We start from the raw sequence: 24,528 nt of genomic DNA, 5'->3' as shown, positions 1-24,528 counted from the left end.
AAACTAGGTATTTCGCGTCATGTTTTCCCGCCTTCTGTCCCGCTTTAAGCGACCACTTTCATCCTTGTCCGAGCAGGAAATCCTGGCGCTGGCTATCTCGTCCGAAGAAGATGACGGACGCATCTATCTTGCCTATGCGCAAAAGTTGAAAACCAACTTCCCGGATTCCGCTAAGGTTTTCGAGGACATGGCGGAAGTGGAAAACACCCACAAGAACATGCTGATCGATATGCATCGCCGCCGTTTCGGCGAGCTTATCCCGCTGATCCGACGCGAACATGTCAGCGGTTTTCTCGCCCGCAAACCGGACTGGCTGCGGCAGAACCAGACGTTGGATGCGATGCGCCGCGAAGCGGTGATGATGGAAACGCAGGCCTACAATTTCTATGTCGAAGCGGCCCGCAATACATCCGATGCCTCGACCCGTCAGTTGCTCGGCGATCTGGCACTGGCCGAACAGGGCCACGAGGATATCGCCCGCATGCTGACCGACCGGCATGTGCCGGAGGATGTGCAAACCGCAGAGGACGAAACGGCGCGCCGGCAATTTGTCCTGACCTATGTGCAGCCCGGTCTTGCCGGCTTGATGGATGGCTCCGTCTCGACGCTTGCCCCGATCTTCGCCGCCGCCTTCGCGACGCAGGATACCTGGCAGACCTTCCTCGTCGGCCTGTCGGCCTCCGTCGGCGCTGGCATTTCGATGGGTTTCACGGAAGCAGCCCATGACGACGGTAAGATTTCCGGCCGTGGCTCACCGATCAAGCGGGGCCTCGCCTGCGGCATCATGACGACCGTCGGCGGGCTTGGGCATGCGCTGCCCTACCTCATCCCGCATTTTTGGACAGCCACCATCACCGCCGGCATCATCGTCTTCTTCGAACTCTGGGCGATCGCCTTCATCCAGAACAAATATATGGAAACCCCCTTCCTGCGCGCCGCCTTCCAGGTGGTCATCGGCGGCAGTCTGGTTCTGGCGGCGGGTGTTCTGATCGGGAATGCGTGAGGGCTTGTGCGTGACAACGCCCCCGGGCTCCTCATGCCCGCCCCTGTGGCGGGCATCCAGCCACCGCGCGTCTGCGCGGTGAGAGACTGATGTCTTGATAAAAAACGGGCCTTCCAAGCGACGAAAGTCGCGTGAATGGATTCCTGTGACAAGCACAGGAACGACGGTGGAGATGGAAGACTTTCAACCCAACGAATTGGCGGAAGCAGGAGTCAGATCAGTTCCCAACCGAGCCAACCAGCACTTCGTCGCCATTTTCGATGGTGACCCAGCGGCCGGTGTTAAACGAGGCTTGACGTTTCAGGAAGCGGTAGGGGGTCTTGGTCCACAGCTTCACGTCGTTGTCGAGATTGTCGAGGATGAAATCGCCTTGGGCAGTGCGGACGGTCAGCACGGCATGGCCTTCGCCATCAGGTTTGCGGACGACGGTAATCAGCAGATCGGCCGGCGAGAAACCTTTCTCCATCAGGCGCTTGCGCTTGAGGAGAACAAAGTCCTCGCAGTCACCGGCAGCGTCCGGATAGGACCAGACTTCGTCCTTGCCGAACTGATCCATGTCGGTCATCGGGGTGATCTTGTTGTTGACGGCGACATTGACCTCGCGAATGACAGACCAGCCGAAATCGGTGACGCGCGGCGCGGTCGTCGATTTGGTCTTGATCTCGCATTCGGCGCGATACTTCTGGCAGAATTCGTAATGGCCGATCGGCTGGGAGGTGATGGCGCCCGTCTGCATGGAGAGGGCTGTTACATTCGGCGCCGGAATTGCCGCGCTCGCCGATACGAAAACAGCCGCCAAAGCAACGACCATCTTCTTGATCCCAGTCAACTGCGCCATACACGTCCCCTGTGGCGCGGCATCTCTCCGAGAATCATTCCCGGAGCACCCCGCGAAATCTGAAGTCCGACTGTCGGCTTGTGTGTGGGCCGTCCCTTGCCCGCGCCGCTCTAATCGTTAACAAAGAGTTAACAGCGCGCCCGAAACGAAGTCAATCTGCAGAGTTAGGGATTGCGAGATATGGTTAAAATGCGCGGCAAATCAGCATCACAGCTGATTTGCCGTTGATTCGACTATCTTTTTTAGCCGCCGGACATGGCCGTTACTGCAGCCAGGATGCGTTCGATATCCTCGGGTCGGGACAGGCGGTGGTCGCCGTCGCGGATCAGGGTCATGACCACGTCGTCGGACGGCAGATGCTCCATCAATTTCAGCGAATGTTTGTAAGGAACGTCCGGATCCTGCATGCCCTGGAGGATGTGAACCGGGCAGCCGGTTTCGATAAGACCGTCCAGCACCCGATTGCGCCGGCCGTCGTCGAGCAGCCGGGCGGTGAAGATGTTCGGATCCGGCCCATACGGCGTCGGCTCCTCGAAATAGCCGCGCTCGGCAAGCGATGTCCGCTCCGCATCCGTCAGGTTCGGCTCGATCAGCTCGGATGTGAAGTCCGGTGCCGGCGCGATCAGCACGAGACCGGCGATCCTGCCGCCCTCGCCGCGCGCACGCAGTTCGGCGATCAGCCGCAGCGCCACCCAGCCGCCCATCGACGAGCCGACAAGCACCATGCGCTTCGGCGCAACATGATCGATCACCGCCAGGCTTTCCTCCAGCCAGCGCGAAATCGTGCCGTCGGCAAAGGCGCCGCCGGAAACGCCATGGCCGGAATAGTCGAAGCGGATGCAGGCGGCACCCGTCGCATGGGCGTGGCGCTCCAACTCGACAGCCTTGGTGCCGGCCATGTCCGAACGGTATCCTCCAAGCCAGACGAGCGTCGGCAGGCCGTTGTCACTTGCGGCAGGCAGGACGCGCATGGCAATGCGTCGCGATTCCCCGTCCGCGCCGACATCGAGATGGGTGAGTTGCGTCTCCGGATCAGGCAATGACATCCGTTTTTCTCCAATTTTTAGCGTTTATCGCTGTTTTTCTTTCTAAAACAGATTCGCCAGAGGGCCGACAGGTGGTGATTTTCGCAAAGACCTGTGTTATTGACTTTCGCGCAGCAATTCACACATGACGATCAAGCGGCATCTGATCGGCATTTCGCCGGTAGATCGCGCTATCATCAAACACAATTGAATCGTAACAGCTCGAGGAGAGTACGACCATTCGCAGACCGTTCAAAACGGACGCCCCTACCAAGGACGGCCCCCGCTCTAACAAGGAAATCCGGGTACCACGGGTTCAGCTCATCGACGCCGAAGGTGTAAACCACGGCAGCGTTCCCACCGATCAGGCACTCCGCATGGCGGAGGAGCAAGGTCTCGACCTCGTCGAGATCTCGCCGAACGCCGAGCCGCCGGTGTGCAAGATCCTTGACCTGGGCAAGCTGAAATACGCCACCCAGAAGAAGGCGGCGGAAGCCCGCAAGAAGCAGAAGATCATCGAGATCAAGGAGATCAAGATGCGTCCGAACATCGACACGCACGACTACGACGTCAAGATGCGTGCGATGAACCGCTTCTTCGAAGAGGGCGACAAGGTCAAGGTGACGCTGAAGTTCCGCGGCCGCGAAATGGCTCACCAGGAACTCGGCATGAAGCTCCTGCTTCAGGTCAAGGAAGACACCACGGCGATCGCCAAGGTGGAAGCCGAGCCGAAGCTCGAAGGCCGCCAGATGATGATGGTCCTGGCGCCGAGATAAGCACCGGCCTCTAAAACACCGCATCTGACAAAAGCCGCCGGACTGGCGGCTTTTTCACATTTTGGGATGCGTGACCGGAAATATCGGGCCTCGTCTCGAATCCCATTGCACTTTGGGGGCGCTTCGGTTACAAGCCCCCGTCCGAACGGTCCGGCAGGGCATGCCGTGGCCGTTCTTTACGCTGGAGACGACCTCGTCAGTCGATCTCGATATCAAGAAAAATGGAGTAGCAAAATGCCCAAGATGAAGACGAAATCTGCTGCCAAGAAGCGGTTCAAGATCACCGCAACTGGCAAGGTCCTGGCTGCTGCCGCTGGCAAGCGTCACGGCATGATCAAGCGTTCCAACAAGTTCATTCGCGATGCACGCGGCACGATGGTGCTTGCAGAGCCTGATGGCAAGAAGGTCATCAAGAACTACCTGCCCAACGGTCTCTGAGACTCAGGCATTTTGGATCGATAAGGAGATCATGACATGGCACGTGTAAAACGCGGCGTAGCAGCTCACGCCAAGCACAAGAAGACACTCAAGGCAGCCAAGGGTTTCTACGGCCGCCGCAAGAACACCATCCGCGCCGCCAAGGCAGCCGTGGATCGTTCGAAGCAGTTCGCCTACAAGGACCGCAAGATCAACAAGCGCAACTTCCGCGCTCTGTGGATCCAGCGTATCAACGCGGCTGTCCGCGAACATGGCCTGACCTACGGCCGCTTCATCGATGGTCTGGCCAAGGCCGGCATCGAAGTCGACCGCAAGGTTCTGTCCGACATGGCTATCCATGAGCCGGCAGCATTCGGCGCACTCGTCGCTGCCGCCAAGAAGGCACTTGAGTACCTCAAGACCGCTGGCACCACCAACGAGTTTGAAAGCGCGGTCAAGTAAACCAGCGCTTCCCAAGCCTTTTGGAATTTGAATTGGGAAACCCGCGCTGGCACGGCTGGCGCGGGTTTTTCTTTGACCGATCACGGCAAATGAACCGGGAAATAAACGATGTCCGATCTGGAAGCACTGAAAGAGAATCTGCTGGCCGAGGTGACCGGCGCCGGCGATGAGGCGGCCATCGAAGCCGTGCGCGTCAATGCGCTGGGCAAGAAGGGCTCGATCTCCGAGCTCCTGAAGACGCTCGGCACCATGTCGCCGGAAGAACGCCAGACCAGGGGCGCGGCGATCAATGCGCTCAAGAACGACGTCTTTGCCGCCATCGCAGCCCGCAAGTCCGATCTCAAGGATGCCGCGATCGCCGAGCGTCTCGCCCGCGAGACCGTCGATATCTCGCTGCCTGTCCGTTCGTCCCCGGCCGAGCGCGGCCGCATCCATCCGATCAGCCAGATCATCGACGAGATCACCGCAATCTTCGCCGACATGGGCTTCTCGATCGCCGAAGGTCCCGATATCGAGACCGACTATTACAACTTCACCGCGCTGAACTTCCCCGAAGGCCATCCGGCACGCGAAATGCACGACACGTTCTTCTTCAATCCGGACGCAAACGGCGAGCGCAAGGTGCTGCGCACCCATACGTCGCCGGTACAGGTGCGCACGATGGAGGCACAGAAGCCGCCGATCCGCATCATCATCCCCGGCAAGACCTATCGACAGGACTCGGACGCCACCCATTCGCCGATGTTCCACCAGGTCGAGGGCCTCGTCGTCGACACCAAGTCGAACGTCGCCAACATGCGCTGGATCCTGGAAGAATTCTGCAAGACCTTCTTCGAGGTCGATGATGTGACGATGCGCTTCCGCCCGTCCTTCTTCCCCTTCACCGAGCCGTCCTTCGAGGTCGACATCCAGTGCGACCGCTCCTCCGGCCCGATCGTCAAGTTCGGCGAAGGCACCGACTGGATGGAAATCCTCGGCTGCGGCATGGTGCACCCGAACGTTTTGCGCGCCGGCGGTCTCGATCCCGATGTCTACCAGGGCTTCGCCTGGGGCATGGGCCTCGACCGCATCGCCATGCTGAAATACGGCATGCCGGACCTCAGAAACTTCTTCGATGCCGATGTCCGCTGGATGAGCCATTACGGTTTTCGCCCGCTGGATATGCCGACTTTGTTCGGCGGTTTGAGCGCCTGATCGAGATTGACCCTTTTCCGCAGGCGCCTGCTTGTCAGGCCGCCTTTGCAAAGACATTAGGACACGAGTGAAATCATGAAATTCACACTCTCCTGGCTGAAAGACCATCTGGAAACGGATGCCACCCTCGAACAGATCTGCGAGCGCCTGACGGCGATCGGGCTGGAGGTCGAGGACGTCGACGACAAGGCGTCGTTCAAGCCCTTCGTCATCGCCAAGGTCGTCTCGGCCGAAAAGCATCCGCAAGCCGACAAGCTGAAGGTGCTGATGGTCGATACTGGCGCGGGCAGCCCCGTGCAGGTCGTCTGCGGTGCGCCGAATGCACGCGCCGGCCTCGTCGGCGCCTTTGCCGCCCCCGGCTCCTACGTTCCCGGCATCGACGTGACGCTCGCCGTCGGCACCATTCGCGGTGTCGAAAGCCGCGGCATGATGTGCTCGGAAAAAGAGTTGCAGATGTCGGACAATCACGACGGCATCATCGACCTGCCCGAAGATGCGCCTGTCGGCACCAGCTTCGCGACGTATGCCGGCCTCGACGATCCGATGATCGAGATCAACCTGACGCCGAACCGTCCGGACTGCACCTCGATCCACGGCATCGCCCGCGACCTCGCGGCTTCCGGGCTCGGCACATTGAAGGCGCAGCCGCAGCCGACGTTCAAGGTCGAAGGCGAAACGACCACCAAGGTTTCGCTCGACCTCGGCACTGACACGCATCTGTGCCCGGGCTTCGCCCTTCGCCTCGTGCGCGGCGTCAAGAACGGCCCGAGCCCGAAATGGATGCAGCAGCGCCTGCTCGCCATCGGCCTTCGTCCGATCAACGCACTGGTCGATGTCACCAATTACATGACCTTCGACCAGGGCCGCCCGCTGCACGTCTTCGATGCTGCCAAGGTCAAGGGCAACCTGACCGTCCGCCGCGCCGTCGAAGGCGAAAAGGTTCTGGCGCTCGATACCCGCGAATATACGCTGTCTCCGGCAAACGTCGTCATCGCCGATGACAACGGGCTGGAATCGATCGGCGGCATCATGGGCGGCGAGCATTCCGGCTGCGATGAGAACACCGTCGATGTGCTGGTCGAATCGGCGCTGTGGGATCCGATGAACATCGCCAAGTCCGGCCGCACGCTCGGCATCATCACTGATGCACGCTATCGCTTCGAGCGCGGCGTCGATCCGGAATACATGGTCGCCGGCCTTGAGCGCGCCACCCAGTTGATCGTCGATATCTGCGGCGGCACGCCAGCCAAGACCGATGTCGTCGGCTATACCGGCTACACCGCCAAGACCGTCGATTTCCCGGTCTCAGAGGTCAAGCGCCTCACCGGCCTCGAGGTCAGTTCGGAAGAAAGCGTTGCGATCCTCAAGGGCCTCGGCTTCGGCGTCGAAGGCTCCGGCAGCCAAGTCTCCGTCTCCGTTCCCTCGTGGCGTCCCGATGTCGATGGCAAGGCCGATCTGGTCGAGGAAGTCATGCGCATCCATGGCGTCGACAATATCAAGCCGCAGCCGATCGAAAGCCTCGGCGCCGTCAATGGCAAGATCCTGACCACGCTGCAGATTCGCACGCGCCTAGCCAAGCGGGCGCTCGCCTCGCGCGGCATGCTGGAGGCCGTCACCTGGTCCTTCATCTCGAAGGCGCAGGCCGAGCTGTTCGGCGGCGGCGCACTGTCCCTGTCGCTGGCAAACCCGATCGCCGCTGACATGTCCGACATGCGCCCCTCGCTGCTGCCGGGCCTGCTCACCGCCGCCCAGCGCAATGCCGACAAGGGTTTTGGCGACGTGGCGATCTTCGAAGTCTCCGGCACTTATGAAAACGACACGCCGGCAGGCCAGCGGCGCGTCGCCGGCGGCATCCGTCGCGGCACCGCCTCGCTGGCAGGTGCTAGCCGTTCCTGGTCGAATGCGGTGAAGGGCGGCGGCAAGCCGGTCGATGTGTTCGACGCCAAGGCCGACGCCATTGCGGTTCTGGAAGCCTGCGGCGTGCCGATGGGCAATGTCCAGTTCGAGGCCGGTGGCCCGTCCTGGTATCATCCCGGCCGCTCCGGCACGATCAAGCTCGGCCCGAAGATCGTTCTCGGCACCTTCGGTGAGTTCCACCCCAAAACGCTCGAAGCGCTTGACGTCTCCGGCGCATTGGCCGGCTTCGAAATCTATGTCGACGCCATGCCCGAGCCGAAGAAGAAGGCCACCCGCACCAAGGCCGCGCTGGAACTCTCACCCTTCCAGGCCGTCAAGCGCGACTTCGCCTTCGTGGTCGACAAGTCGGTCGAAGCCGGCGCCATCCTGAAGGCCGCCGGCAGCGCCGACCGCAAACTGGTCACCGGCGTCAACGTCTTCGACATTTTCGAAGGCGCCGCGCTCGGCGAAGGCAAGAAATCCATCGCCATCGAAGTCGTCATCCAGCCCGCCGACCGCACGCTGACCGACGAAGACTTCGAAGCTTTGACCGCCAAGATCATCGCCAATGTGGCGAAGAACACCGGCGGGGTTTTGCGGGCGTAATGGTGTGAGCATCGGGAGAGGGGCGATTGGCCTCTCTCGGTGGCTGCAAGATCAACCTCTGGTATTTTGGGGCCATCAGCGGACTGACCGCAGTTGTCAAAGTTCAGGCAAAAGTCGCCGTTCGGCCATCGACAACATGGACGCAGTACCGCGCGCGCTCCAAACGCATGGGGGTGGGAGCGCCTCTGCCATTTGCTATTCGGCCTGACAGACAACCTCAATGTTATTGCCATCAGGATCGAGCACGTAGGCTGCATAGTAGGACGGGTGATATCGGGTCCGTATGCCGGGTGGGCCGTTGTCTCGTCCTCCGGCAGCCACAGCAACCGCGTGGAAGGCATCGACGGTAGCCCGATCGTTTGCGGCAAACGCAATGTGCAGTCCCCCACGTACAGCTTCACCTGCATGGAGCCAAAGACACGGATATCCGGCACGGCCCAACCCATACCGCGCCGTTCCGCTGGCCGAGCGCTCGGCGGGGATCAATAGCACGCATGCTATGCCAAGGGGTGCGAGTGCCATCTCATAAAATTTTCCGGCAGTATCAGGGTCGGTCACCGGGAATTCGATGTGGTCAAGCAACATGCTGTTTCTCCTGGCTGTTTATGATTCGTGTATCGGCGATCGTTTCAGCAAAGCCATGACCGAACAGCCCTACGGGTGTCTGGAAGCCCACCCGAAACTCACCGTCGATCACACGCCGGGCTGCTTCAGCGGCGGCCATCGCGGTGAAAGTGTAGCCGTTCACCGAATCAAGCACCGAATGCACCACCGTTCCGTCCGCATCGGTGACTTCGACAGCTGCACGATATCGACTTGCTTCGCGCTCTTCGAAACTCGGTCCAACAGGCAGGTCCTCAATCTTTCCCGTTGGGAAAGCGCCGGCGCTGATGTGAACGAAAGTCTCAATTTCGGGAACGCCGGTCGCGTGGCTGATTGTCAGGAGGTCGGGCAGCGTCACGGGAAACGACGATTGCAAGCCAAATCCGAAGTCGAAGTCGCGTATCTCGTTTGTGCTGCGCATGACGAGTTCGCCATTGACGAGACGCAGTGTAGCCGGGGCGATACTCTGGCTCGCGCTGATCGCTGATCCTCTCGACATCGCTCCTGCCACATGAAGCGCGATGCTGATTTTCCGAGCATTCTTTACGCGCGCGACCGCATGTCCGGCCAGACTTCCGAGCATGGCGACGCTTCCACCACTGCCCGGTAGAAGCATCGTCCCTGCCGCACGGGCTCGGGCATCCAGCGCCAACGCTTCGCGGTAAGTGTCGAGTTCGGCGGAAAAGTCGAGATAATGGACACCGGCGCCGATCGCAGCAGACATGAGGGGCTCGGCCGTATCCGCGAAGGGACCTGCGGCGTTGAGCAAAACGGACACGCCTGCAAGGCCGGTCGCGATGCCATCGGGATCGTCCAGCGAAAAGAGCTTCACACCCGCGCCGAGACGATCTGCCAGAGCTTCAAGTTTCATCCGGTCTTGTTCACGACCTGCGAGAACGAGGTCGAGTCCGGCAGACGCGCTGTGCTCCGCAGCCATGCCGCCGGTATAGCCGGCGGCTCCATAGATCATGAAAGTGTTCATTGGGGTATTCTTTCCCTGTAATTATTCCAGATCGGCGTCGATGCGCATGATCAGTCCGTCAGCGTTGACGGAGATATCAAGGAGACCGATCTCGTGACCGAAGTCTCCGGTGAAGTCGACGCGCACGCGGGCACGGGTCTCACCCATCGCCTTGAGCGAGAGGAAGCGGGTCACCGTGTGATAGCCAATGAAATACCGCTCGATGTAATCGCGGATGCCGGCATAACCGTCGAAACGGTGGCCGGTCGACGGGTCGTCGATCACGGCATCGGAAGTGAACACCGACAAAGCTTTATCGACATCGAAGGCATTGAGAGCGGCGATCAGCGCATCTGCCGTCCCGCGCACTGTCTTGGTGGGCATTAAATCAGCTCCCATGCTGCCAGCTCTTGAAAACGAACTCGAGGCTATAGCCGTCCGGGTCACGGACTTGCGCCGCATAATAGCGGGGATCGTAGTGAAGCTGCGGCGCTGGTGCATGGATCTCAGTCGCCCCGGCTGCCAAAGCCTCAAGGTGAGCGGCCTCTACGACTGCCTCGGACTCCGCGACAAAGCCGATATGCACTGCGCCGGGCGCAGCCGTGCCCTGCCTCAGCCAGAAAAACACTCTGCTCTTGGCACCAAAGCCCGCGAGGTCGTCATGCCTCGCCGGGCCTTGGCTGCCGTCATAGTCATGGCGGGCGGTGATCCCGAGTATCGGGAGCACCCTCTCGTAAAAGGCGATCGCGCGCCCGATATGACTGACTGTCAGGAAGATGTGATCGAGCATGTAAGCCTCCTCAGATGATGTAGCCGCCAGTAATCTCTATATTCTGGGCATTGATCCAGCGGTTGTCGTCCGACAGCAGGCTGGCGACCATACAACCGACATCGTTGGGTTCACCGACGCGGCCGAGCGCCGTCTGCCCGGCAAGCAGCATCTCGAATTCTCGCGAGAGGCCCCCGCCGAGTTCGGTGCGGATCGGTCCCGGTGCGATGGAGTTGGCGCGGATACGACGCTCGCCGAACTCCTTGGCCATGTAGCGGGTCAGCACTTCGAGCCCACCCTTGAAGGAGGCATAGGGCGCAACGCCGGCAGTTGCCACGCGGCTGGTCGCGCTTGTTACGTTCACAATCTGACCGCCATCGGCCATCAAGGGAAGCAGTGCCTGCGTGAGGAAGAACGGCCCCTTCAGATGCACGCGAAACAGCCCATCGAACTGTTCTTCGGTCACGGCAGCGATCGGGTTGTAGAGCCCGTAACCCGCATTGTTGACGAGGAAATCGAAAGTCGTTGTGTTCCAAATCTTTGCCAATACTTCGCCGACAACGTCGCGAAACGCCGGGAAGGTCGCACTGTTGCCGACGTCCAGCTCCAAAGCGACCGCCTTACCACCGTTAGCCTCAATTGCACCGACGACGCTGTCGGCAGCTTGCCGGTTGCTGTTATAGGTAAGGATGACGCCCATACCGCGCCTGGCGCACTGGGTTGCGATGCTCGCGCCGAGGCCACGGCTTCCACCGGTGATAATGACGATGCTCATTTGGTGCTCCTTCGATTGGATAGCCAATGGATAGCCTCGGCACCTGCAGCCCGCTCTCACGATTCTCTTCGAATCTTGCCTATTTCTGCTTTCTCGTTGAACCTTGACCGCTCGTGTGAAACAACAGATCCATGAACACGCAGCTTCAGGAACTCAGGCAATTGGCGTCACGGGCGGAGAACCGCCGCACGGAGACGGGTATTCCGCGCATCGCGATGGTGCAGGGAGAAATTCCGGAGCATCAGCTTGCAGCCGTATACGATCCTATGGTCAATGTGATCCTGACGGGGTCGAAGACCATGTCTGTTGGCGACCGCACGTTCCGCTATGATCCAGCGACATATTTCGTCATGTCGGTCGATCTGCCTGCGATCGGTTCAGTGCATGCGTCTGATGATGGTGACCCGTATCTTGCAATCAGCCTGACGCTCAAGCCTGCAATCGTTGCAAACCTGCTGGCAGACATGCCCAAACCTGCCAGAGGTGAGCTCTACAGCCCCGGATTTTCGGTCGCTCCTGTTACACCCGATTTACTCGATGCCTGGTTGCGCATGCTGCGCCTTATACTGCGCCCGGACGAAGTCAGCGCTCTTGCCCCGGCCTACGAGCGTGAAATCCTGTTCCGGGTGCTGCAGGGGCCGTTAGGCTGGATGTTGCGAGATATCGCGACACCGGATTCCGCTCTTTCACGGATCAACATCGCCATCCAATGGGTCAGGGAAAACTTTGCCAAGCCGCTACGAGTCGAGTCTTTGGCAGAGATGGCGGCGCTCAGTGTCTCGGCCTTCCATCGACACTTCAAGGCTGTGACGGCCCTCAGTCCGCTCCAGTACCAGAAGCATGTCCGCCTGCTACACGCGCGATCTCTTCTTATCGCCGGCGAAGGCAACGCCACATCCATTGCGTTCGGAGTGGGTTATGAGAGCCCGACACAGTTCAGCCGGGAATATGCTCGGCAATTCGGCCTGCCGCCTTCCCGAGATGCCGCACGGCTGCGCGGAGGATATTTTGGACGGTAGAATTGCTCGGCGGACCATTCGCCCCGATAAGGCTGTGAAGCGACTGACTGCATTCCGGACTAGCAAGTCCTGAATGTCCGAAATGACGGCGCAAAGTTGCCTCTAGGTAAGTGACGGAATCTCTGATTTGGTCAGGAAAATGACAATCGGGAATCACGCCTCTTTCGCCTCCCGTTTTATTGCGGCTAATTTTGGTCACCTCGCAAAGACCACCACCTTCAAAAAAATTTCATCCCCGTCCATCCCCGCCCCAAAATCACAGCGCATACTGATCCCGTTTCCACCGCCGGAGTGTTTCGCGAGACGGTCGCGGGCAGGTGGGGGCCGGCGCCCTGTGCTTCCTGTCGTAACGTGCGGCAAAAGGCAGGGTGATGCACACCGGGCGGATCGCCAATGGTCCGTCACAACGTCTCCCCCGGGTGTCCAAGCCCGGTTTGGTTGAGCCATGCAAGCCGCCCCATAAGGCGGTGCAGCGAGACGTGGTTGGCATTTGAAGGGGCTGGACGCCCCGAAGAACGCCGAAGGTCACGCAAATGCGGAGCCATATACTCAAATACCCCGAGGTTTCGCATTTGCGTGCGCCCTCCAGCGATATCCCACCGTGCCGTATCCCCGGCGCGATGCCTTGGCGTGTTTCTTGATAGACCGGATCGTCATCCCGCCAGCCTTTGGCACAGCGCTTGCCCATTTGCCCCGTCTGCGGTATGAACAGCCATCGCGAAAAGCGACCGCTTCCCTTGAGCCGCCTCCCGGCGGAGTAAACAGGTGGACGAATTGTCGTCCAGGTGGTCAAGCACACGCCATCCCCGCGCATTTCCGCCGGGATCGGCCAGCGTTCCCCTGAAACCACATGCCTGATGTTTGTCAGGCTCATTCGCACGCATCGGGGCGAACAGCGTCCGCATGCCTGCGTCGATCGGATCGCGCCATGAACAGGCCTCTTCTTGTCATTTTCACCGCCATCGTGCTGGATGCCGTCGGCATCGGCCTCATCTTCCCCATCCTGCCCTCGCTGTTGCAGGACGTCACCCACACCACCAATGTCGCGCCCTATATCGGCACGATGACCGCGCTCTACGCCGTCATGCAGTTCATCTTCGCCCCGGTGCTCGGCGCGCTCAGCGACCGGATCGGCCGTCGCCCCGTCCTCCTGATTTCGCTCGCCGGTGCTGCCGTCAACTATCTCGTGCTCGCCTTCGCCTCCAGTCTCTGGATGCTGTTTCTCGGCCGCGCCATTGCCGGCCTGACCAGCGCCAATATTGCCGTGGCCATGGCCTATCTCACCGACATTTCCACGCCGGACCAGCGCGCCCGCCGCTTCGGTCTCTTCAACGCCATGTTCGGCATCGGCTTCATCATCGGCCCCGTCCTTGGTGGCGTGCTCGGCGATCACTGGCTGCGCCTGCCCTTCATTGCCGCCGCGGTGCTAAACGGCTGCAACCTGCTGCTGGCCCTTTTCATCCTGCCGGAATCCCGCACACCAACCCGCGAAAAGCTCGATCTCGGCGCGCTCAATCCGCTCCGCCCCCTGCGCTGGGTCTTCTCGCTGAAGGGCGTGACGCCCTACATTTTCCTGTTCTTCATCTTCAGCGCCACCGGCGAGGCCTATGGCACCTGCTGGGCGCTCTGGGGCAGCGACACGTTTCACTGGAACGGCTTGTGGATCGGCCTGTCGCTCGGCGCCTTCGGCATCTGCCAGACGCTCGCCCAGGCGTTTCTTCCAGGCCCGGCAGTCAAGTTGCTCGGCGAACGCGCCGCCATCCTGACCGGCGTTGCCGGAGTCTGCGTCGCACTCACCGTCATGGCGCTCGCGACGGAGGGCTGGATGGTCTTCGCGATCATGCCCATCTTCGCCCTCGGCGGCATCGGCGTGCCCGCGCTGCAATCGCTCGCCACCCGCCAGGTCGACGATGCCGCCCAAGGCCAGTTCCAGGGCGTCCTCGCCTCCACCGTCAGCCTCGCATCGATCATCGCACCGCTTGCCTTTTCCAGCGCGTATTTCCTCGTCCGGCAGGAATGGCCCGGCGCGATCTGGCTGTCGGTCGTTTTGGTCTATGCAATGAGTGTGCCGCTGGTGCTTGGCCTGCGGCTGAAAACAGCCGAGGCGTAGGGGTTGGCGGCATGTAAGAGCTTACCGGTGCAGGTGATACAGCTTGTTTACGATCACCCAGCGGCCGTCGATCTTGAGCAGCGACAGGTAATCGGTGAACCGCATGCCGGCGAATTCGTCGGCGACCTTGACGAAGGCGGCGTCGCCTTCAATGTCGATGATCTCGATGTCCATCATCGGTTGGGTTCCGGGCGGTGCCGGAGGCTCGGCGAGAATTGCGGCAATGAAGTCGTCGCGCGACATCCATTCCACCGCGCCTTCGTAGTTGCCGATGATCTTCGCATCCGGGTGAAAGGCCTTGCGCAAGGCCGCCTCGTTGCAGAACGCCATGCCCTCGACATAGAGGTGGACGACGGTGCCTACTGCCTGCCTGTCGGACATTCGCGAACCTCCCTTGCTGCACCCAGCAAGTCTATCACGACTGTCAAAAGCGGCAAGGATCGGGGCGTGCGGGACAGGTTCAGGAAACGGGTGGCACAGGAGGCAGTGAGAGCTTAGCCTTGGCCGAAACGGGAGGTTTTCGAATGAAGAAACCGGGATCGATGCGGGGGCTGGAGGATATGGGCCGGGCGCGTCTGTCCGAGAATTTCTTCCTGCGCGATTTCCTCTATTCGGAGATCGCCGACTTCTACGGCATGCCGAACATTCCTGACGATCCACAGCTTGCGATCGAAGCCGGAACGAAGCTTTGCACCGAACTGCTGGAGCCGTTGCAGCGCACGTTCGGGCGCCTGCATATCCGCTCCGGCTACCGCTCGCGCTCGGTCAACGATTTCGGCAACCGGAACAAGCTGAATTGCTCCACCAATGCGGCAACCGCCGCCGATCATATCTGGGACATGCGCGACGCCGATGGCTGCATGGGGGCGACGGCCTGTATTGTCGTTCCCTGGGTCTGGGATCGGCGGGCGACCGTTCTGGGTTGGCAATCACTCGCTTGGTGGATCCATGACCACCTGCCCTATGCCTCGCTCTGCTTCTTTCCGAAACTCTGGGCGTTCAACATCCAATGGCATGAACGCCCAATCCGGCGCATCCGCAGTTATGTCGCGCCCGCCGGCTTGCTGACCAAGCCCGGTATGGCGAACCATGCCGGCAGCCATGCGAAATTCTATGAAGGCTTTCCCGAACTCAAGGCTTGAAGCTCATGCGATAGCGCACATGGCCATCCGCCTCGGTATATTGGTCATAAAGCTTGCGGGCGGTCTCGTTGCCTTCATCGGTATGCCAGTAAAGCCGCGCCCAGCGATTGGTCCTCGCCTTCTCGACGAGATCGTCCAGCAGCGCCTTGCCGATGCCCCTGCCGCGCGCTGCCTCGTCGAGGAACAGGTCTTCCAGATAGCAGACCGGCTCCTTCACCCATGTCGCCTCATGCAGCAGGCAGATGGCGAAACCAACCACATGGCCATCAAGCACGGCAACGCGCATGAACAGCGGCGTGGAAGGATCGATGATCCGCGCCCAGGTCGTGGACGTTACATCGGGGGAAACGGCCACCCGGTAGAAGGTGACATAACCAGCCCAGAGGCGGCGCCAATCGGCTTCGTCACCCGGCAGGGCATCGCGGATTTCAACTGTCATTGCCGCCCCCGGATTATTCGCTGGCTTCATTCAGCAGTCTGCACGCTTCGTCGGACAGGTTGACGGACGCGGATTTGATCAGGCTGTCGAGTTGGGCGAGGCTAGTGGCGCTGGCGATCGGCGCCGTCACTCCCTTGCGGGCCATGATCCAGGCGAGGGCGATCTCCGCCTGCGTGCTGCCGGTCGCCGCCGCCACCTCGTCCAGGGCGCCGAGGATGCGCATACCGCGCCCGTCGAGATATTTTTCGATGCCGCCGCCGCGCACCGATGCGCCAAGATCCTTGTGCGAACGATATTTGCCGGACAGGAAACCGGAGGCAAGGCTGTAATAGGTGATGACGCCGATGTCTTCGGCAATGCAGAGGTTGCGCAGTGCCCCATCGAAGGAGGCGCGGTCATAGAGATTGTATTCCGGCTGCAGGACGTCATAGCGCGGCAACCCGTTGGCTGCGGAAATGTCGAGCGCGGTCCGCAACTGCGAGGCATTGAGGTTGGACGCGCCAACATGGCGAACCTTGCCCTGGCTGAGCAACTTGTCATAAGCGCCGAGCGTCTCCTCATAGGGAGTCTCGGCATCCGGCCAGTGCGAGAGATAGAGATCGATGTGATCGGTCTGCAACCGCCGCAGCGAATCCTCGACCGCCTGCAGAATCCAGCGCTCCGAGAGACCCTTTCGGCCTTCGCCCAGGTCCGAACCGACCTTGGTGATGATGACGACCTCGTCGCGGGCGCGGCCGGACTGTTTCAGCCACTTGCCGACGATCGTCTCGGATTCGCCACCCGAATTGCCCGGCGCCCAGGACGAGTAGACATCGGCGGTATCGATGGCGTTGAAACCGACACCGGCAAACCTGTCTAGCAACTGGAACGACGTCTTTTCATCCGCGGTCCAGCCAAAGACATTGCCACCGAAAACCAGCGGCGCGATGGACAGGCCGGTGCGGCCGAGGGTTCGCTTTTCCATGGGGTCGCTCCAAGATGATGGGAGATTGCTGCAAAGGGAGGGTAAAGTCTGCCCCATCGACATAGGCGCCGTACAGCGTTTTTACATGGTCCTCGAAAACTTTATTCGCTACCCGCCGCTTGATGGGCACGTACCTCACGGCTAGTGTGCGGCCAACAAAACGGGAGGACACATCATGTTGCGTTTCGGTATTCTGTCGACGGCCAAGATCGGCCGCGAACTCGTCGTTCCTGCCATTCAGGACGCGGAAAACTGCGTCGTGACGGCGATTGCCAGCCGCGATCTTTCCAAGGCTCGCGCCATGGCCGATCGCTTCTCGGTGCCGCATGCCTTCGGCTCCTATGAGGAGATGCTGGCGTCCGACGTCATCGATGCCGTCTATATCCCGCTGCCGACCTCGCAGCATGTGGAATGGACCATCAAGGCGGCCGATGCCGGCAAGCACGTGCTCTGCGAAAAGCCGATCGCGCTGAAAGCCTCTGAAATCGATGCGCTGATCGAGGCTCGCGACCGCAACAAGGTGCTGGTCTCCGAAGCTTACATGGTCACCTATAGCCCCGTCTGGCGGAAAGTCCGCTCGCTGCTGCAGGAAGGTGCGATCGGCCGGCTGCGCCATGTGCAGGGTGCCTTCACCTATTTCAACCGCGATGCTTCCAACATGCGCAATATGCCGGAACTCGGCGGCGGTGGCCTGCCGGATATCGGCGTCTACCCGACGATCTCGACCCGGTTCGTCACCGGCAAGGAGCCGGTTCGTGTTCAGGCCAATACCGATCGCGATCCGGATTTCGGCACCGATATCTATTCAAGCGTGCGTGCGGATTTCGGTGATTTTGAATTGAGCTTCTACATCTCCACACAGCTTGCCGCCCGGCAAGTCATGGTCTTCCATGGAGACAAGGGCTTCATCGAGGTCAAGTCTCCCTTCAACGCCGATCGTTATGGCGCCGAGGAACTGGAACTCACCAATCAGAACCATTCGCAATCGCAGCTGTTCCGCTTCCAGGATGCCCGTCAGTATAAGCTCGAGGCCGAGGCGTTTTCGCGCGCGGCGAAGGGAGAGGCGGAGGAAGTGGTGACGCTGGAAAGCTCGGTGAACAACCAGAAACTGATCGATGCGATCTACCGCGCCAGCGAGAAGGATGGCTGGGAGCCGGTTTGAGCCAATGATCGAGAGCCCGCCGGCGCAAATCCGGCGGGTATGATCGCTCGTCCGATGATGGGTTGGCGGCTTATGCCTGGCGCCGTGTCGTAACGGCCAAGGCGGCTCCGATTGCAGCCGCGATTCCAGCATTATAGCCCAGCAGGGCCAGCATCAGCATGGTCAGCGAAACCGTGCCCGCCGACATCAGCGCCGCAACGATAAAACTTGCGCCGATCATCAGGGCAATCAGCACATAGCAAGCCACCGACCGCATTACCGTCGCCAGCAGTCCGATTGAAAATGCGGTCAAGATGATCATCCGACCCCCTCCCAGTCACCAGCCTAGTCCGGAAACTTTGCACCAGGCTCGCTAAATTTGGTTTAATCCTCTAAGGATTTCAAACGGCATACCCCCCGAAAAGTTGCAGGTGTTCTATTCACAGTCGCGTGAAGCCGGCTGTCGCATGCGAAACCGGCTCACACATAGGCAACCGCTTTGGCCTGGATAGAAGCATTCGTGGCGCGGAATGGCCAAATCACCAGACTGTCATATCTGCCGGATGCGAACAGCCCGGACTGGTTGCGCCCGAGGTAGACCTGTCCCGTTGTGACCGGCACGGCCGAATCCGATGCTACCGCCAAACCGTTGTAACTGCCGCTCCGTCCCGTACCGCTCCATGCAAGGCCGGCGCCGAAGGCCGGTAGCGGCGATGTGATCGCGGTGAGAACGAGGGTGCTGCCACTCAGAATGTTCGTCTGTGCCGTGTTCAGCCCCAGAAGGTCGTCTCCGGAACCCGCGCCGAAAAGACGAGCCAGCGAGCCGGAAAGTCCCTGCGCCTTCAAGGTCAGCGTTGCGGCGCTTCTCTGGACGAGTGCTTCGCCCGCAGCCGAAAGCCGGCAACTGTCGGCACTTCTCGAAGCCGTCGTGCCGGTTGTCTGTACGAAGGAGCTGGCAACCGCCCCCGTTTCCACCTGCGCGCGGCTGAGGCTGCCCGACACCGTGAGGATCAGGCTGGTTGATGATGCCGTGAAGGTCACAGACGTCGCTTGGGTGACCGTTCCACTTGTAGCGCCCGACAAGCCCAGCGAACCGCTGCCGCGACAGGAAACCGTGTACTGGCTGCCATTGGTCACCGAAACCGTCTGGGTTGCCGTGGCAAAGGAGTTCAGGAACAGGTTTGTCGCAGGACCTTCGAGCAACAATTGCCTCTGGCCGGTCCGGTAGTCGAAGCGTGGCATGTCGACCGCGGCCTGCTGGGCTGCGCCGGCTGCATCGATATATTCGGCTACCGAACCGCGCGTGAAGGCAAACAGGTCGGCGAAGGCGACCGACTGTGGCACGATCAGCGCATCGACCGTGGCCGCTGCAATGCCGGCGGCAGCGACAGAAGTCAGCGCATGGCGATCCCTGCGGAAATCCGCGATAAAGGCCGGGGATTTCGATAGGCTGTCGGTGGTATCGACGATGGTAAAAGCGGAGCCGGAAAACCAGGCATTTGCGGTCGCCGCAAGCCCAAGGCCGGAACTGAAGCCGAGAGATGCCATCAGACCAGCCCCACAACGCTGCCGGCGGTGGTTCCGGTGGCCAGAACGCGGTCGGCGCGCAACGGCAGGATCGTGCCCGCCGCAACACCGGCAAACGTCACCGTCTGGCCGGAGAGCAGCCGCACGGCGAGCGCGCCGCCCGCGCCGACGTAGATTGCCCGCGTTGTCTCGGAGAGATCGAGCGTGTCGTTGGGCGTGACAGCGAAACCATGTGTGGCGGGGCTGGTCAGAGAGGGAATGTTGCTGGCGAAACGGTCAGGCATCGGTTTGTCCTCGGCTTTGGTTGACGTTGCCGACATGATGCGCACGGTTTGGCAGGGCGGGGATAAACGGGGATGAAGAATGGCCTGTTGAGGGGCGGACGAGATGGCTGGCCATTGGCGGCGCGGCACTGCAAAATGGTCCCATGAGCGCCTTCTTCGAATCCGATTCGCCTTCCAATCTCGCCGAATACTCGGTCTCGGAACTGTCCGGCTCCATCAAGCGGACCGTCGAGCAAGCCTTTGATCATGTGCGCGTGCGCGGTGAAATTTCCGGTTACCGCGGCCCGCATTCCTCGGGGCATGCCTATTTCGCCTTGAAGGATGACAAAGCGCGCATCGACGCCGTCATCTGGAAAGGCACGATGAGCCGGCTGAAGTTCCGGCCGGAAGAGGGCATGGAAGTTATCGCCACCGGCAAGGTGACGACCTTCCCCGGATCCTCCAAATACCAGATCGTCATCGAGACCCTGGAGCCGGCTGGCGCCGGCGCATTGATGGCGCTGATCGAGGAGCGCAAGCGCAAGCTCGCCGCCGAAGGCCTGTTCGATCCCCAGCGCAAGCGGCCTCTGCCCTACATGCCCCGCGTCATCGGCGTCGTGACCTCGCCGACCGGCGCTGTCATCCGCGATATCCTGCACCGGATTTCCGATCGCTTCCCCGTTCATGTCATCGTCTGGCCCGTGAAAGTCCAGGGCGAGGGATCGGGCAACGAGGTGGCCGCCGCCATCGAAGGCTTCAATGCGTTTCCTCTCGGCGGCCCGATCGCCCGGCCGGAAGTGCTGATCGTGGCGCGTGGCGGCGGTAGCCTGGAGGATCTCTGGAGCTTCAATGACGAGGCGGTGGTGCGGGCAGCCGCGAACTCGCAGATCCCACTAATCTCCGCCGTCGGCCACGAGACCGACTGGACGCTGATCGATTATGCCAGCGACCAGCGTGCCCCGACCCCGACCGGGGCCGCCGAAATGGCCGTGCCAGTGAAGGCCGACCTCGAAGCTGCAGTCGCCGCCCTGTCCGCCCGGTTGAAATCAGCGGTCGGACGTCAGATGGACAATCGGCGCCAGAACGTGCGTGCCCTGACGCGGGCGCTGCCGTCCCTCGACCAGCTTCTTGCGTTGCCCCGTCGCCGTTTCGACGAAGCGGCCGGGGGGCTGGGGCGCGGTCTGCAGATGAACACCGCCAACAAACGCCGCCTGTTCGAACGCACGGCCGCGCATCTGCGGCCGGATGTCCTATCGAACCGCATCAACGAGCGGCGGCAGAAAATCGCCGAGCGCATGACCCGGGCCGAACGCATCGTCGAGCGACTGATCCAGCGTTCCGCCTCCCGCGTATCCTCGGCCGATGCTGCGCTCCGGACGCTGCCGGCGCGACTGCTGAGCCAGATTCACCGATCCCAGGATCGGCTGAAAGGTCTCGCGGGCCGGGCCGACAGCGCCCTTGCCGCCGATCTGCGGCGACGGCGCAGCGAGGTTTCGGCCCATGATCGTATCCTGCAGTCCTTGTCTTACCGCAACGTGCTGAAACGCGGATACGCACTGGTCCGCGACGATGCCGGCCTGCCGGCCAAGACCGCTGCTGCACTGTCGCTGAACCAGGCGATTTCGCTTCAATTCGCCGATGGCTCGATCAATGCAGTCACGACCGAAGGTGGCCCGCCGCCAGCGAAGCCTGTAAAAAAACAGGCCGAAAAGTCTGGACCGGCGACGCCACCCCGACAGGGTAGCCTGTTCTAGGATGCGCATCCTCCTCGTTCTCGCCCATCCCCTGTCCGACAGTTTCGCGGCCGCCGTTGCCAATACGGCGAAGACCGCGCTGGAAGCAAAGGGCCACGAGATCGACCTGCTCGATCTCTGCAACGAGAATTTCGATCCACGGCTGAGCGAAGCGGAACGGCGCGGTTATTTCGATACGCCCTACGACACGGCTGGCGTCGACGGTATCGTTGTTCGGCTAAGGGACGCCGACGGTCTGATCCTGGTTTTTCCGCAATGGTGGTTCAATTTCCCGGCCATCCTCAAAGGTTTCTTCGACCGTGTCTTCGCGCCCGGTGTCGCCTTCGATCATGACAAGGCCGGTGGCCGTATCATTCCACGCCTGACGAATATCAAGCTTCTCTGGGCACTGACGACGACCGGATCGCCCTGGTGGATCGTTTGGCTTTACATGGGCAATCCCATTCGCCGATTGCTCAAGCGCGGAATCGGGGCTTTCTGTGCCAAAGGTGTCAAGTTCAACATGTTGTCTCTGCATGACATGGACCGTGTGACGCCGGCACAGCGGGCAGCACATCTGGAGCGGGTGAAAAAGGCAATCTCCCGCATTTGAGACTGGACGGAAAGAAACGGTTCCGTAACGATCATGGCGCTAAAATACGCTTTGATTGAACCGAGGGCGCCCGGATGCCAGTCGAATTGTCAGCGTCGCAAGCCCTGAATCTCTGGCACAGCGTCTCGCTTGAACAGGTGCGGATCGACAACCGTGACCTGACGCTTCGCCAGATTTCCATTCTCCTGCACATCTACCTGGTCCCGCCGCCGCATACGGTGCGCGGATTGGCCACCATTCTCGGCGTCACCAAGCCGGTCATCACCCGTGCACTGGATACGATGGGCGATCTCGGCCTTGTCACCCGGACCCGCGACGAGCGCGACAGGCGTAATGTGATTATCAAGCGAACCGTCGATGGTGCGCTCTATCTTGAAAAACTTGGCGATCTGATCATTGATCAGGGACGCAAACTGTCTATCTGAGAAACCATGTCCGATCTTCCCGACCGCCGGCTGAATGCCTATCGTCCCGATCTTGCCGAAGAGCGCCTGCGCGGCATCGTCGAAGCGCCCGCCTATGTCACAGGCTCCGCCGGCGTGATCTGTGTTCCCGTCATGCAGATGCGGGCAAGGCCTGAACTGGAGTGCGGCACAGATACCGAGCTGCTGCTGGGCGAGACGGTGCATGTTTTCGATACAAGCGGCGGCTGGGCCTGGGTGAAGGCGGATTTCGACGGCTATGTCGGCTATATCGCGGATTATGCCGTGTCGCCGGTGGTGCGCAGCCTGACCCACATCATCACCGCGCCGCGTACCTTCATCTATTCCGGACCTGACCTGAAATTCCCGACCGTCCAGGCGCTCTCGATGGGTAACCGCATCGCCGTCATCGACGAGCGGGAAACGCGGGGAACGCGGTATTTCCTGCTGGAGGGCGGACAGGCCGTCATTGCCAATCATTGCGCCGAGGCGACGCAACCTCTGGCGGGGGATTACGTTTCCATCGCCGCGCGTTTCCTGGAGACGCCCTATCTCTGGGGCGGCCGCTCCGGCTTCGGCATCGATTGCTCCGGTCTCGTGCAACTCTCCATGATGATGACCGGTCGAACTGCCCCGCGCGACACGGACATGCAGGCGAAGCAGCTCGGCACGGCGATCGAGCGCGAGGAGTTGCGCCGCGGCGACCTCGTTTTCTGGAAGGGCCATGTCGCCATCATGGAGGACGACCGGACCCTGCTCCATGCCAACGGCCATACGATGACCGTCTCGCACGAGGGGCTGGAGGATTCGATCCAGCGCATCGGCTGGCTCTACAACAAGCCCACGGGTTACCGCCGGCCCTGATCAGTAGCCGGCTTTGCGATCAACGACGTTTTCGAGCGGCAGGCCGCCTTCGAAGCGGTCGATCTGTCGTTCGACGGCCACGAACAGCGCCTTGACGTCCGAGGATGCCGCCACATGCGGCGTGACATAAACATTGTCCATGTCCCAGAACGGGCTATCGCTGGACAACGGCTCCTGCTCGAACACATCGAGCGAGGCGCCGCCGAGCACGCCGGATTTCAATGCGGCAAGAACATCTGCCTCGACCTGACTTCCGCCACGGCCGCCATTGATGAAGACTGGCGCGCCGAATACGCCTTTGCGGCTCAGCCTTGAGAACAGCGATGCGTTGAAGATGCCCTTCGTGTCCGGCGTCAGCGGCAGCAGACCGACCAGGAAATCAGTCTTGCCGAGGAAGGAATCGAGTTGAGCTTCGTCAAAGGTCTCGACGCCGTCGATCACCTTTTTCGAGCGTGACCAGCCGACGGTCTTGAAGCCCATGACGCGGAGCTTGGCGATCGCGTCCTGGCCGAGCACGCCGAGGCCCATGACGCCGACGGTGATCTCGGCGGCTTCCGGCTGGCTGAGGTCTTCCCAGACATGGGCCTTAGCACGGGCCTCGTAGGCGCGGTGCTGGCGCAGGTGCAGGAGGCAGTTCATCACCACCCATTCGCTCATTCGGGTCGTCAGGCTGCGATCGACGAAACGGACCAGCGGCACATCGGGAAGACCCGGCAGCTTCAGCACATGATCGACGCCGGCGCCGCCGGAAAAGACGACCTTCAAATCGGTGGCACGCGCAAACAGGTCCGGATCGGATTTCCAGACGACGGCATAGTCGATGCCGGTGAGATCGCGGCCCTTGTGGATAGGATCGGCGAGGTTGATGATCTCGCGGCCGGAAAACGCGCCCTTCAGCCCATCCTCCACTTCCTGCGGAATGAACTTCAGGTCGACAATGACAGGGCTTCTGGATGGCATGAACGG

At 61.0% G+C, this 24,528-nt stretch carries 28 protein-coding genes; 14 read left to right on the top strand and 14 right to left on the bottom strand.

What is annotated here, in order from left to right; genetic code table 11:
- Window positions 1-19: 19 nt before the first annotated feature.
- Window positions 20-1,003: an iron exporter MbfA gene (gene mbfA, locus ASG68_RS16040; RefSeq protein ID WP_062582073.1), complete on the top strand. Its 984-nt coding sequence runs from the start codon at window positions 20-22 to the stop codon at window positions 1,001-1,003.
- 217 nt (window positions 1,004-1,220) lie between these two features.
- On the opposite strand, the gene ASG68_RS16035 is transcribed toward mbfA, so the two are convergent.
- Together ASG68_RS16035 and ASG68_RS16030 are read right to left on the bottom strand one after the other, a co-directional pair.
- Window positions 1,221-1,841, bottom strand: coding sequence for a transglutaminase-like cysteine peptidase (locus ASG68_RS16035; protein ID WP_062582071.1), 621 nt, complete (start codon window positions 1,839-1,841; stop codon window positions 1,221-1,223).
- Window positions 1,842-2,083: 242 nt separating this feature from the next.
- Window positions 2,084-2,887: an alpha/beta hydrolase gene (locus ASG68_RS16030; RefSeq protein WP_062582069.1), complete on the bottom strand. Its 804-nt coding sequence runs from the start codon at window positions 2,885-2,887 to the stop codon at window positions 2,084-2,086.
- Window positions 2,888-3,105: 218 nt separating this feature from the next.
- Between ASG68_RS16030 and infC the strand changes: the two genes are divergently transcribed.
- The 5 genes from infC to pheT all read left to right on the top strand — a co-directional run bounded on the left by infC (window position 3,106) and on the right by pheT (window position 8,217).
- On the top strand, window positions 3,106-3,642 hold the full coding sequence (gene infC / locus ASG68_RS16025; protein ID WP_082478497.1) for a translation initiation factor IF-3: 537 nt from the start codon (window positions 3,106-3,108) through the stop codon (window positions 3,640-3,642).
- A gap of 234 nt (window positions 3,643-3,876) precedes the next feature.
- Window positions 3,877-4,080, top strand: a complete 204-nt coding sequence (gene rpmI / locus ASG68_RS16020) for a 50S ribosomal protein L35 (protein ID WP_054151415.1) — start codon at window positions 3,877-3,879, stop codon at window positions 4,078-4,080.
- Window positions 4,081-4,116: 36 nt separating this feature from the next.
- Entirely contained in the window at window positions 4,117-4,521 is a 405-nt protein-coding gene (gene rplT, locus ASG68_RS16015) for a 50S ribosomal protein L20 (protein WP_062582065.1), read from the top strand.
- A 108-nt stretch (window positions 4,522-4,629) separates the two neighbouring features.
- Window positions 4,630-5,715 carry a phenylalanine--tRNA ligase subunit alpha gene (gene pheS, locus ASG68_RS16010; protein WP_062582064.1) on the top strand — a complete coding sequence of 362 codons (1,086 nt, stop codon included), beginning with the start codon at window positions 4,630-4,632 and terminating at the stop codon, window positions 5,713-5,715.
- 75 nt (window positions 5,716-5,790) lie between these two features.
- Entirely contained in the window at window positions 5,791-8,217 is a 2,427-nt protein-coding gene (pheT, locus tag ASG68_RS16005; RefSeq protein ID WP_062582061.1) for a phenylalanine--tRNA ligase subunit beta, read from the top strand.
- A gap of 195 nt (window positions 8,218-8,412) precedes the next feature.
- On the opposite strand, the gene ASG68_RS16000 is transcribed toward pheT, so the two are convergent.
- From ASG68_RS16000 to ASG68_RS15980, 5 genes are read right to left on the bottom strand one after another with little or no spacing between them, the layout of a single operon-like run.
- Window positions 8,413-8,799, bottom strand: coding sequence for a VOC family protein (locus ASG68_RS16000; protein WP_200943315.1), 387 nt, complete (start codon window positions 8,797-8,799; stop codon window positions 8,413-8,415).
- Window positions 8,792-9,802 (bottom strand): saccharopine dehydrogenase NADP-binding domain-containing protein, encoded by a 1,011-nt coding sequence (locus ASG68_RS15995; RefSeq protein ID WP_062582057.1) that lies wholly within the window; start codon window positions 9,800-9,802, stop codon window positions 8,792-8,794. The genes ASG68_RS16000 and ASG68_RS15995 overlap by 8 nt, the downstream gene beginning before the upstream one ends.
- A 21-nt stretch (window positions 9,803-9,823) precedes the next feature.
- Window positions 9,824-10,165: a nuclear transport factor 2 family protein gene (locus tag ASG68_RS15990; protein ID WP_082478498.1), complete on the bottom strand. Its 342-nt coding sequence runs from the start codon at window positions 10,163-10,165 to the stop codon at window positions 9,824-9,826.
- 4 nt (window positions 10,166-10,169) lie between these two features.
- A complete protein-coding gene (locus ASG68_RS15985) occupies window positions 10,170-10,571 on the bottom strand; it encodes a VOC family protein (RefSeq protein WP_062582055.1) in 402 nt (133 codons plus the stop codon).
- Between the two features lie 10 nt (window positions 10,572-10,581).
- Complete coding sequence (locus ASG68_RS15980) at window positions 10,582-11,325, bottom strand: SDR family NAD(P)-dependent oxidoreductase (protein WP_062582053.1); 744 nt, start codon at window positions 11,323-11,325, stop codon at window positions 10,582-10,584.
- Window positions 11,326-11,456: 131 nt separating this feature from the next.
- Between ASG68_RS15980 and ASG68_RS15975 the strand changes: the two genes are divergently transcribed.
- The gene (locus ASG68_RS15975; protein ID WP_062582051.1) at window positions 11,457-12,344 is read left to right on the top strand and encodes an AraC family transcriptional regulator; all 888 of its coding nucleotides are present in this window, start codon (window positions 11,457-11,459) and stop codon (window positions 12,342-12,344) included.
- 850 nt (window positions 12,345-13,194) lie between these two features.
- Window positions 13,195-14,454, top strand: coding sequence for a TCR/Tet family MFS transporter (locus ASG68_RS15970; RefSeq protein WP_348271813.1), 1,260 nt, complete (start codon window positions 13,195-13,197; stop codon window positions 14,452-14,454).
- Between the two features lie 21 nt (window positions 14,455-14,475).
- Here ASG68_RS15970 and ASG68_RS15965 read toward each other — a convergent pair whose 3' ends face one another.
- A complete protein-coding gene (locus tag ASG68_RS15965; RefSeq protein WP_062582048.1) occupies window positions 14,476-14,835 on the bottom strand; it encodes a nuclear transport factor 2 family protein in 360 nt (119 codons plus the stop codon).
- A gap of 143 nt (window positions 14,836-14,978) precedes the next feature.
- Here ASG68_RS15965 and ASG68_RS15960 point away from each other — a divergent pair, with 143 nt between their 5' ends.
- Window positions 14,979-15,596, top strand: coding sequence for a hypothetical protein (locus ASG68_RS15960; protein WP_062582046.1), 618 nt, complete (start codon window positions 14,979-14,981; stop codon window positions 15,594-15,596).
- Here ASG68_RS15960 and ASG68_RS15955 read toward each other — a convergent pair.
- Both ASG68_RS15955 and ASG68_RS15950 read right to left on the bottom strand, forming a co-directional pair.
- Window positions 15,586-16,035, bottom strand: coding sequence for a GNAT family N-acetyltransferase (locus ASG68_RS15955; protein ID WP_062582044.1), 450 nt, complete (start codon window positions 16,033-16,035; stop codon window positions 15,586-15,588). The two genes, ASG68_RS15960 and ASG68_RS15955, sit on opposite strands and share 11 nt — an antisense overlap.
- Before the next feature lie 13 nt (window positions 16,036-16,048).
- Window positions 16,049-16,999, bottom strand: a complete 951-nt coding sequence (locus ASG68_RS15950) for an aldo/keto reductase (protein ID WP_062582042.1) — start codon at window positions 16,997-16,999, stop codon at window positions 16,049-16,051.
- Between the two features lie 175 nt (window positions 17,000-17,174).
- On the opposite strand from ASG68_RS15950, the gene ASG68_RS15945 reads away from it, so the two are divergent.
- Window positions 17,175-18,161: a Gfo/Idh/MocA family protein gene (locus tag ASG68_RS15945; RefSeq protein ID WP_062582040.1), complete on the top strand. Its 987-nt coding sequence runs from the start codon at window positions 17,175-17,177 to the stop codon at window positions 18,159-18,161.
- A gap of 70 nt (window positions 18,162-18,231) precedes the next feature.
- On the opposite strand, the gene ASG68_RS15940 is transcribed toward ASG68_RS15945, so the two are convergent.
- From ASG68_RS15940 to ASG68_RS15930, 3 genes are all read right to left on the bottom strand, one after another.
- Window positions 18,232-18,462 (bottom strand): hypothetical protein, encoded by a 231-nt coding sequence (locus tag ASG68_RS15940; RefSeq protein WP_062582039.1) that lies wholly within the window; start codon window positions 18,460-18,462, stop codon window positions 18,232-18,234.
- Between the two features lie 158 nt (window positions 18,463-18,620).
- Window positions 18,621-19,688: a hypothetical protein gene (locus ASG68_RS15935; protein ID WP_062582037.1), complete on the bottom strand. Its 1,068-nt coding sequence runs from the start codon at window positions 19,686-19,688 to the stop codon at window positions 18,621-18,623.
- Window positions 19,688-19,951, bottom strand: a complete 264-nt coding sequence (locus ASG68_RS15930; protein WP_062582411.1) for a spike base protein, RCAP_Rcc01079 family — start codon at window positions 19,949-19,951, stop codon at window positions 19,688-19,690. Before ASG68_RS15930 ends, ASG68_RS15935 begins: the two co-directional genes overlap by 1 nt.
- A 143-nt stretch (window positions 19,952-20,094) precedes the next feature.
- Here ASG68_RS15930 and xseA point away from each other — a divergent pair, with 143 nt between their 5' ends.
- From xseA to ASG68_RS15910, 4 genes are all read left to right on the top strand, one after another.
- Window positions 20,095-21,684, top strand: a complete 1,590-nt coding sequence (gene xseA / locus ASG68_RS15925; protein WP_062582035.1) for an exodeoxyribonuclease VII large subunit — start codon at window positions 20,095-20,097, stop codon at window positions 21,682-21,684.
- Between the two features lies 1 nt (window position 21,685).
- On the top strand, window positions 21,686-22,276 hold the full coding sequence (locus ASG68_RS15920) for an NAD(P)H-dependent oxidoreductase (protein ID WP_062582032.1): 591 nt from the start codon (window positions 21,686-21,688) through the stop codon (window positions 22,274-22,276).
- Window positions 22,277-22,350: 74 nt separating this feature from the next.
- A complete protein-coding gene (locus ASG68_RS15915) occupies window positions 22,351-22,701 on the top strand; it encodes a MarR family transcriptional regulator (RefSeq protein ID WP_062582031.1) in 351 nt (116 codons plus the stop codon).
- A gap of 6 nt (window positions 22,702-22,707) precedes the next feature.
- Complete coding sequence (locus tag ASG68_RS15910) at window positions 22,708-23,562, top strand: NlpC/P60 family protein (protein ID WP_062582029.1); 855 nt, start codon at window positions 22,708-22,710, stop codon at window positions 23,560-23,562.
- Here ASG68_RS15910 and ASG68_RS15905 read toward each other — a convergent pair whose 3' ends face one another.
- Complete coding sequence (locus ASG68_RS15905; RefSeq protein ID WP_062582027.1) at window positions 23,563-24,522, bottom strand: 2-hydroxyacid dehydrogenase; 960 nt, start codon at window positions 24,520-24,522, stop codon at window positions 23,563-23,565.
- Window positions 24,523-24,528 lie beyond the last annotated feature (6 nt).

It is taken from the genome of Rhizobium sp. Leaf453 (assembly GCF_001425605.1).
In the GTDB taxonomy this organism is placed as follows: domain Bacteria; phylum Pseudomonadota; class Alphaproteobacteria; order Rhizobiales; family Rhizobiaceae; genus Pararhizobium.
Note: the sequence above shows the minus strand (reverse complement) of the source record. Positions and strands in the feature narration are given on the sequence as shown.